This window comes from Dyadobacter sp. HNCC25DJ185 (assembly GCF_056895195.1).
Window position 1 is genome coordinate 474415 of record NZ_JBXHAR010000002.1, and the last position, 12627, is coordinate 487041.

At 48.9% G+C, this 12627-nt stretch carries 10 protein-coding genes; 3 read left to right on the top strand and 7 right to left on the bottom strand.

Annotation, left to right across the window (positions count from 1 at the left end; all coding sequences use genetic code 11):
* Positions 1–163: 163 nt before the first annotated feature.
* Positions 164–520: a hypothetical protein gene (locus AC1XUF_RS07290; RefSeq protein ID WP_483341020.1), complete on the top strand. Its 357-nt coding sequence runs from the start codon at positions 164–166 to the stop codon at positions 518–520.
* Positions 521–565: 45 nt separating this feature from the next.
* Here AC1XUF_RS07290 and AC1XUF_RS07295 read toward each other — a convergent pair whose 3' ends face one another.
* Entirely contained in the window at positions 566–964 is a 399-nt protein-coding gene (locus tag AC1XUF_RS07295) for a GNAT family N-acetyltransferase (RefSeq protein WP_483341021.1), read from the bottom strand.
* 142 nt (positions 965–1106) lie between these two features.
* Here AC1XUF_RS07295 and AC1XUF_RS07300 point away from each other — a divergent pair, with 142 nt between their 5' ends.
* The gene (locus AC1XUF_RS07300) at positions 1107–1481 is read left to right on the top strand and encodes a hypothetical protein (protein ID WP_483341022.1); all 375 of its coding nucleotides are present in this window, start codon (positions 1107–1109) and stop codon (positions 1479–1481) included.
* Positions 1482–1556: 75 nt separating this feature from the next.
* Here AC1XUF_RS07300 and AC1XUF_RS07305 read toward each other — a convergent pair whose 3' ends face one another.
* Both AC1XUF_RS07305 and AC1XUF_RS07310 read right to left on the bottom strand, forming a co-directional pair.
* Positions 1557–3668, bottom strand: coding sequence for a M56 family metallopeptidase (locus tag AC1XUF_RS07305; protein ID WP_483341023.1), 2112 nt, complete (start codon positions 3666–3668; stop codon positions 1557–1559).
* 8 nt (positions 3669–3676) lie between these two features.
* Positions 3677–4078, bottom strand: coding sequence for a BlaI/MecI/CopY family transcriptional regulator (locus AC1XUF_RS07310; protein WP_483341024.1), 402 nt, complete (start codon positions 4076–4078; stop codon positions 3677–3679).
* Between the two features lie 228 nt (positions 4079–4306).
* Between AC1XUF_RS07310 and AC1XUF_RS07315 the strand changes: the two genes are divergently transcribed.
* A complete protein-coding gene (locus tag AC1XUF_RS07315) occupies positions 4307–6721 on the top strand; it encodes an ABC transporter permease (protein WP_483341025.1) in 2415 nt (804 codons plus the stop codon).
* Positions 6722–7364: 643 nt separating this feature from the next.
* Here the strand turns inward: AC1XUF_RS07315 and AC1XUF_RS07320 are convergent.
* The 4 genes from AC1XUF_RS07320 to AC1XUF_RS07335 all read right to left on the bottom strand — a co-directional run bounded on the left by AC1XUF_RS07320 (position 7365) and on the right by AC1XUF_RS07335 (position 12434).
* Positions 7365–8375, bottom strand: a complete 1011-nt coding sequence (locus tag AC1XUF_RS07320; protein WP_483341285.1) for an alkaline phosphatase D family protein — start codon at positions 8373–8375, stop codon at positions 7365–7367.
* 196 nt (positions 8376–8571) lie between these two features.
* Positions 8572–10269, bottom strand: a complete 1698-nt coding sequence (locus tag AC1XUF_RS07325) for a GH39 family glycosyl hydrolase (protein ID WP_483341027.1) — start codon at positions 10267–10269, stop codon at positions 8572–8574.
* A 156-nt stretch (positions 10270–10425) separates the two neighbouring features.
* Positions 10426–11280 (bottom strand): transglutaminase family protein, encoded by an 855-nt coding sequence (locus tag AC1XUF_RS07330; RefSeq protein ID WP_483341028.1) that lies wholly within the window; start codon positions 11278–11280, stop codon positions 10426–10428.
* Between the two features lie 44 nt (positions 11281–11324).
* Positions 11325–12434 (bottom strand): fatty acid desaturase family protein, encoded by a 1110-nt coding sequence (locus tag AC1XUF_RS07335; RefSeq protein WP_483341029.1) that lies wholly within the window; start codon positions 12432–12434, stop codon positions 11325–11327.
* Positions 12435–12627 lie beyond the last annotated feature (193 nt).

Below are 12627 nucleotides of genomic sequence, written 5' to 3' on the forward strand. Positions count from 1 at the left end.
CAATAGTCACGAAACAAGCTTAACCAAATCTTTCAATGCTGCTCACCTGTACCTTCTGATAGCCGGACTTTCAATGATCGCATCTGCCTGCGCCCCGATGAAGAATATCGTTTTTTTTGGCCGGTTTCGGGTAAATTAGCGGCAGTAAAAAACAGAAGTGACTATGGTAAGGAAAATCTTGAGCGTGATCGCAGGTTATGCCATTTTTGCAGCGGCATCCCTGGCTCTTTTTAAACTGTCGGGACAAAAACCGCACGGGGATCCAACCATGGTTTTTGCCGTTTTTTCGGCTGTTTATGGTACAGTTTCGTCCTTCATTGCGGGAATGGTAACCAGGCTGATCGCCAGGATACGCGGCCACTGCGTTAATAATGTATTGGCATTTATCATAGCGGGGTTTGCCGCTTTTTCCATGTTCAAATCCGGCGGCAATCATTGGACACAGCTGCTCGCGATTTTCATTTTTGCGCCGGCGTCGTTTTTAGGAGGTTTATTTTACAACAGAAGGTACAATCCGTAACGCGCCGCTTTCTGCAATGGACGTGGCAGGACTTTCGCAAGCATGCTATTGGGTCCGGTAAATTGTGAATGCCCGGTCTTCTTTTGCAAAACCGATTTTAGGATAATATTCAAAAGCGGTAGGAACGGAAAGAAGCAGGATCATGCATTGCTCCCCTACTTTTTCTTTGGTCAGTTCAGTCATTCTTTTGCCGATGCCGCTCTTTTTGTAATCCGGATCCACAGCAAGGTCTGCCAGATAGCAGGACCAGGCCCAATCCGTAATACAGCGGCAAATGCCGACCAGCTTGTCGCCGTCCCAGGCCGTCACAACAAGGCTGGAGTTCTCAAACATTTTCCGGATCCTCCCGGCATCCCCGATAGGCCTGGGCAAACCAGCCCTGCCGTACAGCCCGATGATCTGTTCAATGGCTGGAATGCGGTCAGAAACGTATATTATTTCCATTTTATCCGGGTATAGTATCAATTAACAAATTAAAAATATGACATTACGGGATTTGTGCGGCGCACTAATTTTTCTAAATTTGACTGCAACTGCCGCCCATATCCAGTAGCCGGCAACTAAAACTATCTAATCCATTTTAAAGATGAAAGCAAAGTATTTATTATTGGTCATGATCGTGGCAAGCTTATTTTCATTTGCCGCAAAAAAAGCATTTACTGCGCATGAGCTCGTCGGAACCTGGAAATACACCGTTTCCAATGTTCCGCCCGAATACGAGACGGGTTTTATGACATTTGAAGAAAAAGACGGTAAACTCACAGGTTACCTCGGACAGAGCGAGAAATCAGAAATGAAGGAACTGACCGTAGACCAGGGAAAAGTCACATTCAAACTGGACTTTCAGGGAGGTATCCTCGACATCACCATGAACAAGGAAGGCGAAAAGCTGAACGGAACGATCGTTTCTCAGGACGGCGAATTTCCCATCACCGCTGTGAAGGACGTCCCTAAAAACTGATTCCCGCGCTATCCACAAACTGAAAAAGCCCGTTCGCAGACTGCCAACGGGCTTTTTCATTTGCACAACTGCGCCTTATAAATCACCCTTATCCAGAAAAACGCCCTTTCCGGTCATTTTTACAGGCCCGTAATAAAGTCCCTGCCCTTCGGTAATGTTATACTCCCGTTTCAATTTCTGCTGCAACTCCGCAGGTTGTTTCCGGCCGTTCACGATCAGTTCCTCTTCACTCAGCCCAAACCATTCCAGATTTGATTTGTTGCTGATCACCTTGCTATCCACCAGTGCATCAATGATTCCCCTGACCCTCGCCTGGTCCGCCGAAATATCATTTGGTTCAGGCATTCTTTTGATCCCGTAAGGGCTATGCTTTGCAAATACTTCGCCGCTTCTCTTCAAGTCCAGATCCTTTTTGCGCCCGTCCCATTTAATACGTTCCTCCTCCTTGCGCCACAATTTCGCGTCCTTATCCGGTTTAAACAGTATTTTTTCCGCAGAGCCAAAATCCTTTTGCTTGAAATCAATGACTCCTTTTTTGAAATCTTTATCGCGTTGTTCAAAAACAATGTCGCGTTTCTTAAAGTCAGTTTCCTTTTTAAAGACAAGTCCATTTTTGAAACCGGCATCTGCTTCGGAGAAGCGGAGGAGGTGCGCTTTCTTGAGATTTTCCCTGCGTAGCGCCCTTTCTTTTTCCGATATCATTCTTTTCTCCTCGATCAGCCGCATCTTGCTGTCCCTGGCATTGTTCCAGGCCCTGTCGACCTCCGTCAAAAGAACTTCGTAATTGCCGAGGTCGCTTTCCGGTACCCCTACCCCGTTGATTTCTAAGCTGGTCAGTTTTCCATTGCTGACTTTAAGCTCATATACATTGTTTTTGTCATCCCTGACCGTCATGTCACGATTGGACATACCCTCATTGGTTTCTTCAACACGAATGCTTTTAAACTTGTAGGCAGTATCCGCTCCCGACACATGCTCCATGTGCCCGACAAATTCAAGTTCCCTGCTCCGCTCTTTCCCCATGGTGGCCGATGCTACAGCCGGGCTGGCAACCTCCTTTGGAATTACCGCCGCGCCGTCAGACTTCACTGGCTTCCTGGGCGTTTTTTCAATAACAGACGACAATCCTGCCTTTCCCCGGTTTTGGACTGGTTCCGACAGATAACAAAATGCGCTGATCCCCAGCACTCCTGCAAACAATACGATTTTTTCCATGATACTGATCCGTTTATTTTCCTGGTTAATGATTCGTTTCAAACGGTTGATCAACTGGTTTCCCCGCAGGCTCAATGCCATCTTCAGTTTGTTAGGTTCGTTATCATATTGATGGAAGGCAAGCAGCGCTTCCAGGTAATTGCTTTTGCCGGTTGTATGAGCCAGCACAATATCGTCGCAGCATATTTCCCGCTCCTCACGGATCAGCGCCGACAGCCATAACAGGGCAGGATTGAAGAAAAAAACCGTTTCCAGGACACTTTGAAGCAGGTTTACGAGATAGTCCTTTCTCAGGACATGCGCCAGTTCGTGAATCAAAATCGTTTCTATCTGCTCATAGGGAAGCTGTAAAATCATTCCCACCGGGACCAGGATCAAGGGTTTCAGATAACCCACCGTTACCGGCACTCTCACTAGTTCCGACTGTAAAAAGGCGACTTTTTTTGTGACACCCAGATTTCTGCTCAATTCCTTGAGTTTCCCTTCCCAATGTGTTCCTGCCGGATGCACGTGACGCGTCCTGATGCGGTGGATGTACAGGACGCCTACCACCATCCGCGTACTTTTAAAAACAAAAAACACAAACCAGACCACAAATATCAGGGCAGACTGGCGGTCTATAAAACCGGTAAGCTGGCTGAGCATCTCCGAATTTTCAGTTTTGAAAACGGTGTGGCCTGCCTGCCCGGTGTCAGTCGACGGCTGGCTGTATACACTGTCCTTACTTATCAAAGAGCCGGCATTGCCTGAGGTTTCCAAATGAAAAACAAGACCTGTCGCCAGAATAAAAATCAGCAGGCAGGCACATAAAAGTCTGTAACGCAGTGGAGAAGCTGATTTTTGCGTTGCCATGAGTATCACGCCCGCTCCTCCCGCAATGAACATGCCAATCCAGAGCGAATGGATCAACGTCCAGCAAATCGCGCTGACCGCAGGCTCTGCAAGCAACCGGGCTAAAAATGATGTCCCCATCGGATCTGTTATTTCTGGTCTATCTTTTTGATTAACTCCTTGAAAGTTTCCATTTCCTGGTCCGACATTTTTTTGTCACCCAGCAACTGCATCATCAGGCTACCGGCCGAGCCATTGAAAATCGTGTCGACCACCTTTCCCAGCAGCATGCTTTTCGTTTTCGATTCCTCCTGCACGGCCTGGTACACATGCTTCATCTGGCTTTCATCCTTTGTAAGCAGTCCTTTTTCTACCATAATCTGCATCAGCTTCAGGGTCGACATATAGATGACCGCCCGTTTGTGCTGGTTCAGGTGGTCGTTGACAAACCGCGCAGTGGACGGCCCGAATTTCCAGATCACCTGAAGAATTTCAAGTTCGGATTTGGTGGGCTCCTGGCTGCCTTCGCTTTTTTCCGTTTTGCTTTTCATCAAGCAAACATAAGAAAGATTTCTTACAAAACTAAGAAACGTTTCTTATGTCGTGCATATTTTTTTTGATACTTCATTTATTATCAAAAAGTAACCGTCCGATAGCGATCTCAAATGTCCAAAACCGGACAGCTTCGAGTCAGAAAAACAGATCAACTATCTGAAAATTAAATATTTAAATTACAGGTACGATTTTATTCGTACGTTGGATCGATACCATTCATAACCATGATCAGAAACTACTTCAAAATTGCCTGGCGGAACATGCTCCGCAACAAAGCCTTCTCGGCCATCAACATCATAGGTCTTGCGTTGGGGGTTGCCGCGTGCATACTTATTTTGCAATACGTTGCATTTGAATTAAGCTACGACAACTTTCACAAGAACGGCGCCCAGATTTATCGCGTCCAGCAGGACCGCTACAATGAGGGCAAGCTCAGTACCCAGTGGGCAGCAGGGGCCTATGCGGTCGGAAACTCGTTCAAAGAAGCTTATCCCGAAGTGGAGGATTATGTGAAACTGCTCGGTCGGGGAAAGAGCCTGCTCGACTACGGCGATCGCAGCATCAAGGTAGAGAAGTATTACCTGGCGAGTTCGTCTTTTTTCACCCTGTTTTCCTATCCCCTGATCCTAGGGAACCCGAAGACTGCGCTCTCCGAGGCCAATACAATTGTACTGTCCGAATCCGTGGCCAAGCGGCTGTTCGGCGACGAAAACCCATTAGGTAAAACCGTTCGCGGCAATAAGCGGAAACCCTTGAAAATAACAGGCGTGTACAAAGATATGCCTGCCAACACGCACCTGAAATCGGAAATGCTGGTATCCTACGCGACATTCCTGGCCGATGTAAAACCCGACGACCCCGAAACCGCATGGCAGTGGGATGGCTGCTTAACGTATATCAAGCTTCGTCCCGGAACGGACACCAAAGCCCTGGAAGCAAAGTTCCCGGCCCTGGTAGACAAGCTGGCAGGTGCAGATCATAAAAAATACAGGTCGGCGGCCGTATATCTTTTGCAGCCGCTCCGGGACATTCACTTGTATTCGCACCTAATGATGGAAGCCGAACCCAACGGCGACGGCAAAACCGTATACCTCCTTTTGGGGATTGCGTTCTTCATTGTCGTCATTGCCTGGGTCAATTATGTAAACCTTGCTACGGCGCGGGCCATCAACCGGGCAAAGGAAGTAGGTGTACGCAAAGCTGTCGGCTCTTTGCGCGGACAGCTGATCGGCCAGTTCATGACAGAATCCGTTCTGCTTAATGGGTTTGCGGTAATCCTGGCACTGGTACTCGTGGCTTTGGCCTTACCCAAATTCAATGAAATATCCGGGCAGGAATTGTCCTTTGCCTTGCTCCGCAGCAAAATGTTCTGGCTTCCATTGGTCGGCTTGTTTATAGTAGGCGCATTCTTTTCCGGCTTATATCCTGCTTTTGTGCTCTCGGGCTTCAAGCCAGTTGCAGTATTGAAAGGAAAAGTTTTGGCGACACGCCAGGGCATCGTGCTCCGGAAGTCGCTAGTGGTATTCCAGTTTGCCGCATCCCTGTTCTTATTGGTCGGCACACTGGCCGTTTTCCAGCAGATCCGCTATATGAGGGCACAGAGCCTGGGTATCAACATCGATCAGACGTTGGTGATCAATCCGCCTATTGTGGCCGAAGACTCCACTTTTATGCGCCAGCTCGCCGCCTTTAAGGCTGAACTCCTGAGAAAATCGAACATCAAAGGCATCACCGCCTCCACGGTAGTCCCGGGCCAGGCATCAGATTGGAACGCCGGCGGGATACGCCTGAAAGGGACCGACGAAGGTCAGGGCAGGCAATACCGGGTCATTGGCGTGGATTACGATTTCCTGAAAACGTACGACCTCAAACTGATCGCGGGGCGTAATTTTTCCAAAGAGTTCGGTAGCGATCCAAAGGCTGTGATCTTCAACAAAATGGCGATCAAGCAATTGGGCTTCAGCAATCCGGAGGACGCGATCGGAAAGGAAATCGATTTCTGGGGCGACACCTTCACGGTGGTCGGCGTGACCGATAATTTTCACCAGCAATCCTTGAGGGACGCCTATGAACCGCTGATCCTGCGTCTGATCCCCGATTTGAGAGGTTATTTCTCTGTCAAGCTCACGGGTGGGGAAGCCAGCAGCGCAGTTTCGGGCATTCGGGAAGAATGGAACAAATTCTTCCCGGGGAATCCGTTTGAATACGAATACCTCGACGACCGTTTCAATGCGCAATACAGGGCGGATCAACGGTTTGGGCAGGTATTCGGCATTTTTACCGGTCTGGCGATCCTGGTCGCGTGCCTCGGATTATTCGGGCTCGCCTCGTTCACAACCGCGCAGCGCACCAAAGAAATCGGCATCAGGAAAGTATTGGGCTCGTCGGTTTTTGCGATTGTTGAAATGCTGTACCGGGAGTTCGTGATCCTGGTTGCCATCTCCTTTGTGATCGCGACGCCGCTCGCCTGGTTTGCCGTCGGTCGATGGCTGGACAGTTACGCATTCCGGACGGACATCCAATGGTGGCTGTTCCTGATACCCTTCGTTGCCGTATTGTTTATTGCATTGCTCACAGTCAGTTTCCAAAGTATCAGAGCTGCATTGACAAACCCGGTGACCTCTTTGAGAAGCGAATAAACCAACGTTCTCTCTATTTAACCATGCAAAAGCTCCCGGCGTAATCCGGGAGCTTTTTGCTGATAATCAACATATTCAACAATATACATGCCACGTGTGCCCGCGCGACAACATCCTTTACGGTTCAGTAAAACGTGCTTTTTTATTTCGAATGATTTTGTCTTTTATCTCAAATCAATGAAAAAATACGCCTTCGCGACCTTGTCCATTTTAGCATTTGTCTGCCATCCGGCACTGGCTCACAACAAAAAAGGTTGATGATCCTATTCGCGTGCAACAGTTCTCCCACTCACTTTTTCGGCATTGCAACCAACCTGATGAAGGTATTGTAGGACAAACCGGTTGCTTCGAAAAGACCGGCGCATCAAGTGATGGAATCGATGATCGCTTCCATAGGCGCGCTGCCGTTGCCGAGTATAAGGTCATGAAAAAGGACACCGGACATTACTACATCGACTGGATCTCCATGGACTTTCTTGGAAACCAGCCGTTTACGAATCTATGAAATCCAGGGGTGAAAAGAAGATACTATGGTATGGTTTGAAAAGGATTTGGCAATCAATCCTGAAAGTGAGGAAGCGCGGAACCGCCCGAGGAACTGGAAGTCACAAAACAATAGCCGCAGATTCTTTTCCCCGTATCATCAAAACCGGATCTCCTGCGTGAGGTAGGTAGCCTGGTTATCCCCGTTAATCCTGACTGTTGCTTTAAGTGGCTTGCTGTTCCAGTCTATCGTGATCAGACCATAGTTCAATTGGGCGACCATCGTTCCCACGCGGTACTTATTGGGTTCTTCGTGCGGTTTGGAAACGTGGGTTAGGCCGCTGCTGGTGATATCAAAAAGATCGTAATTCAGTCCCGGGATGGATGTTTTTGCGATTTCGGCAATATGGCGGTCTCCGCTGATGAGCATCGCGCCCTTGGGTTTGGTTTTGCTCAGCAGGTCCAGAAAGCGTTTCCGGGCGGTCGGGAAATTGGCCCATTTTTCATAAACGTGCTCCTCGGCCAGGAACTGGACCCCACACCCAATCAGATGAATGTCCGCATCGGAGCCTGTCAATTCGCTTTCGAGCCATTTCCATTGCGCTTCTCCCAACATATCGCCCGACGGATCGGGTACATTCACCTTGTCTTCTTTTTTCAGAGGGTCGCGAAAATACCGGCCATCGAGCAAGATCACTTTTACCTTTTTTCCTTTGGTGCCATAAACGTGCGACGAGTAACTTCCTTCTCGCTTACGAAGCGGGCTGTTGGCCGGGACATCCATGAAATCAAGCATTACCTGCTGGCTTTCCTTCCTTTTTGGATACTCTTTCCCGCCGTCGTTTACACCGTAATCATGGTCGTCCCAAACACCGATAACCGTGGTTGACTTCCGCAATTGGGTATAAACCGGGTTGGACTTCTGCAGATCGTATTTGGCCCTGAGCGTATCCATGCTCTCCGAATCCCCATAGATATTATCGCCCAGCCAGATCCAGAGGTCGGGCTTCTGGTTTACGATATCATCCCATAGAGGCTGCGGGCGTTTCTGATCGCTGCACGAACCAAATGCGATGGTCGTGATATGTTTCCTGCTTACATCCTGTGCGCTGGCGGGCCGCACATCCAATAAAACAAGGGCGAAAAAGGCAAGTATAAAAAGTTTGTTCATCATGTTACAAGAAACTGGCACCACAAAATTAGAAAGTGAATCCATACCTGAACCGTGTTCACAATTTGATAATGTGGAACGAGGGAGCCGTTCTGCCTGGTTTACCCCAAGCTCCCGAAGGCTTATTTCTTAAAGTACAACGCAAAGCCCCTTGATCGATTAAGGCGCCAGTGATGAACGCCGAGCGTTGGCTGCACTACCAGCTGAATTTCAAAAGCGACACGCCCTGGCGCGGAAGCACAATGTGGATGTCCGCCTTTCCGTCTTTCGGGTTGATCCATTCCGGTGAGGTCAGCAACTGCAATTGCCCGGCTTTTTCAAGCTCGGAGACCTGCTCCGCGGCGGGGGTTTTCGGGGAACCCATTTTTTTCCATGCTTCATAGGCATTGCTATTTTGGTTATCGATGCGGTAGTGCTGCATCAATAGCCTTTGCGATGGTAATCCGTTTATTTTGATGGTTATCTCCGCATCTGGGCCGGCCACATTGTCGTCATGGTAATTCCAGACCATCACCGCAGCAGACTTTGTATCCTTTGTTGCAAAAGCGTTGATATCGGCTGCCCCGCGCACACTTTCGTCCCGCACTTTTTTGAAATCATAAGCCAGGTTTTGCCTCACCTCGGCGCGGTTCCCCTCCATCATCCCAAACATCCTGAAAACGTTCAATACCGGCTTATCGACCCCATTGGTAGCCAGGTCGCGAAACCCGCGGAACCAGGCCTGATCTTCAAATTCAAAGGCCCAGGTCACCGCTCCCAGCAGGTTAACGCCCCGGCTTTCGGCCAGGTCAGACTTTCGGGCAAAAGAAGCGGCGGTGTAGCTCGAATACATCGTTCCGTTCCGGTAAGCATTTTGCGGATGCAGGTCCTCCGAGCAGGCAGCGCATCCCTCGGGGTCAGATTCGCCTATGATGATCGGCAATTTTTTCAATGCAGGATAGGACGCCACCGTTTCGAAGCCTTTATCGATATCACGAAATTGGGTCCCCATGTTCATCTGCACATGGCCGTCCACAACCTTGGGGGCGCCTTTGGCATGAAAAGTTATGAAGTCGATCGGTGAGCCTGTCTTACCCGTCACATAGTTTTTCCCGGAAGTGACGTGATGCAGAAAAGCTTTCAAAAATGCCTGCGCCTTATCCCATGAAGGTCCTGTGGTTTCGGGCCCGCCGATCTTTGCAGACGGAAGTGCCCGTTTGACCGCGTCGGCGGTGTAGTCGTACATTTTGATATATTCCTCGGTAGTGCCCTTCCAATAGCCTATGTTCGGTTCGTTCCAAAGTTCCCAATACCAGCTCTCCACTTCTTTCTGCCCATACCGCGCCACTGAATGTTTTACCCATTGAAATACCAGTTCGGCCCACTTGACATAATCCTTGGGAGGATAAGCCCACCCGGTGTAGATATCGTTGTAATTATCCCCCGGTTTCCAGAAATGGCGGTAAGGCTGCGGTTTGGAAGACAATGCTTCGGGCATAAAGCCAATCTGCGCAATCGGCTTCATGCCGCGCTCTATGTAAGTATCGAAGATCTTGTCCACGATTGTCCAGTCATAAACTGGCTTTCCGCTGGCATCTTCGGTGTAGGCATTGGTAGACCCCCATTTCAGGGCGGCTGTCCCGTCCCCGGTCACCAACAGGCTGTGGGCCCTCACATAAACAGGCACTTTGCTGAGTTGCGAAATTTCGGAAAGCAGCTTTTTGCCATCCTTCATGTAAGTATAATTAGGCTCGTCATAACCAAACCACGCCCAAACGGGCCTGACGGGGCCTTTTGACTTGGCCAGGTCTACTTCAATCGTTACTTTGTCTGTAGTTTGGGAATTTGCTGTATTGATCAATCCGCAGGTTAATGCGAGCGAGAGCCAAAATGTAATCCTGTTTTTCAAAAACATGCCTGAGTCCTTTCGTGATAACCTCAAAAACAGAATTTGCTTCCTGTATACTCGGCTCAAACCCCACTTTCTGAAATGCTGTTGCCGGTGTTGTCACCGGCGACCTGCGTTCGTACAGCGGTGCATGTTGTTGGTAATAACCTATCGTTGGCCTCGCTAAACTACCTGATACGAAACCGTATGCTCGTAGGAGATCGTGGATATACTGGGTGTGGTGGTGCCGGTAACCGGCATGGCATCTTTCGGCCTCGGGCTGCATGCGAGTGGAATATGCCCCTCGCTTGCGAACAGGCCGCTTGTAGCGTCCAGGCCGATCCAGCCTGCGCCGGGAATATACACTTCGGCCCAGGCATGCAAATCCACCGAACCGATACCGCCTGTTCCCAAATTCTGAACAAGGTATCCCGATACGAAACGGCTCGCCAGCCCCAGATGGCGCAGTACCTGCACTTGCAGCCAGGCCGTGTCGCGACAGGCGCCGATGCCGTTCTGCAATGTCTGCTCGCTGGTCAGCACCCCCTCCTCCATTCTGGTACTGTATGCAATCTCATTGAAAATCAAATTATTAAGATTCACCAAAAAACTAATGGTGTCTCCCGATAAATTCCGGGCACGGTCCACCAGCGACGAAAGCATCGGACCATAATCGGTAATTTCGAAATACGGCCAGAGGTCGTTCCTGGTTTGCGGGGGATAAAAGAACGGGGCTGATGTGGCATAGTCGTCGATCAGGAAATCGAAGGGATTGGTAGGCGTTAGTGTCGCTTCCAATCTGATTTCTACGGACATTTCCTGCATAGGCCCGTCAAAATCAACCCTTGCAACAAAGTTGCCGCTCACATCCTGCTGCCAGTGAATTTGATGTGCAGCCGGGAGGATGTGAAAAGAATAGCCGTTGATGACCGATGGCGAATGTGCAGCGGGTTTCAGCCGAAAAAGATGAGGTGAAAGAAAAACCGGACGATCGTAGGCATACGAAGTTTTATGGTACAGCGAGATCAAAAAGGACATGGCGGAAAATGGGAAGCTCTTAAGATATGCGCCCGGCGACCGTACTAATCGATCGCTTCATTAAAGTGCGGGGCACCAAACCTCTTCAAACTATTTATGTGAGATTTTAAAGCTATCAAAAAAGATTTGTTTTCCAGGTAGTTCAGGCCAAATTCTTTTGCGGTCTGCCGCACCAGCGGCGCCAGTTTCGGGTAATGCACATGACATATCTTCGGGAAAAGATGGTGCTCTATCTGAAAGTTCAGTCCGCCGATATACCAGCTCAGCCATTTATTGCCCGGAGAGAAATTGACCGTCGTTTCCATCTGGTGAATGGCCCAGTCTTTTTCGACGATACCCTTTTCATTGGGTAGCGGATGCATGGTCCCTTCAACAGAATGAGCGAGCTGGAAAATAACCGTCAATACCAGCCCGGCAGTGAAATGCATCAGCAGAAAGCCCATCAGGACGTTTGCGAACGGGATGTGAAACACAAACACCGGCATGCCAAAAAGAATGGCAAAATACACCATTTTTATTCCGATGAGGCCGGCCAGCATCTGCCGGTTTTCTCCTGCCGACTGGCGGTTGATCCCCGATTTGATGAACGTCCGGTACTGAATAAAGTCCTTAAGAACGACCCAATACAAGGTCAGTATGCAGTAAAAGAAAAACGCATAGAACCATTGAAAACGATGGTACCGGTGGACATGCTCATAGGGTGAGAGTTTGATGACCCCCCGGTCCTTGATGTCCTCGTCTACCCTGGCGATATTGGTGTAGGTGTGGTGGAGTATGTTGTGCTGCAGTTTCCAGTTCATCACACCGGCGCCGGCAAGGTTGATCGTATTGCCAAGCCATTTATTCACAGTAGGATTGGAGGAAAATGCTCCGTGATTGGCGTCGTGCATGACACTCATTCCAATTCCGGATATTGCCATACCCATAATCAGCCAGAGAAACAGGCTGACCCATAAGGGAGGCATAAAAATTAGCAAGGCCAGAAAAGGAAAAACGTAGGCCGATAGCAAGACCACCGTTTTCACGACCATCGTTTTGTTCGCAAACCTGGATTTGTTGTTTTCTGTGAAATACTGATCGACCCTTTTTTTTAATGTCGGGAAAAACAGGCTTTTGTCTTGGGCGATAAATTTAATTCTTTCTTGAGGTTTCATAGTCCTGGATTTAAAACTCGTTGGTCGAAAGACCAGTTGAGAGAGAGGGAGAGTTTTAAATCTGAGTCTGGTCAGGAAGTCGTTTCTTATATTTGAAACGACGGGCACCCCGTTTTATTTGAATTTAAGACAAAACAAAATGTAACATCTTCTAGTATTAATTTTATGTATACAGCAACAAGGTTTGAAACAG

Excerpts from the sequence above, each read along its gene's own strand:
- AC1XUF_RS07290 (WP_483341020.1), top strand. The coding sequence starts at position 164 with ATGGTAAGGAAAATCTTGAGCGTGATCGCAGGTTATGCCATTTTTGCA.
- AC1XUF_RS07295 (WP_483341021.1), bottom strand. The coding sequence starts at position 964 with ATGGAAATAATATACGTTTCTGACCGCATTCCAGCCATTGAACAGATC.
- AC1XUF_RS07325 (WP_483341027.1), bottom strand. The coding sequence starts at position 10,269 with ATGTTTTTGAAAAACAGGATTACATTTTGGCTCTCGCTCGCATTAACC.
- AC1XUF_RS07335 (WP_483341029.1), bottom strand. The coding sequence starts at position 12,434 with ATGAAACCTCAAGAAAGAATTAAATTTATCGCCCAAGACAAAAGCCTG.
- AC1XUF_RS07305 (WP_483341023.1), bottom strand. The coding sequence starts at position 3,668 with ATGGGGACATCATTTTTAGCCCGGTTGCTTGCAGAGCCTGCGGTCAGC.
- AC1XUF_RS07310 (WP_483341024.1), bottom strand. The coding sequence starts at position 4,078 with ATGAAAAGCAAAACGGAAAAAAGCGAAGGCAGCCAGGAGCCCACCAAA.
- AC1XUF_RS07300 (WP_483341022.1), top strand. The coding sequence starts at position 1,107 with ATGAAAGCAAAGTATTTATTATTGGTCATGATCGTGGCAAGCTTATTT.
- AC1XUF_RS07320 (WP_483341285.1), bottom strand. The coding sequence starts at position 8,375 with ATGAACAAACTTTTTATACTTGCCTTTTTCGCCCTTGTTTTATTGGAT.
- AC1XUF_RS07315 (WP_483341025.1), top strand. The coding sequence starts at position 4,307 with ATGATCAGAAACTACTTCAAAATTGCCTGGCGGAACATGCTCCGCAAC.
- AC1XUF_RS07330 (WP_483341028.1), bottom strand. The coding sequence starts at position 11,280 with ATGTCCTTTTTGATCTCGCTGTACCATAAAACTTCGTATGCCTACGAT.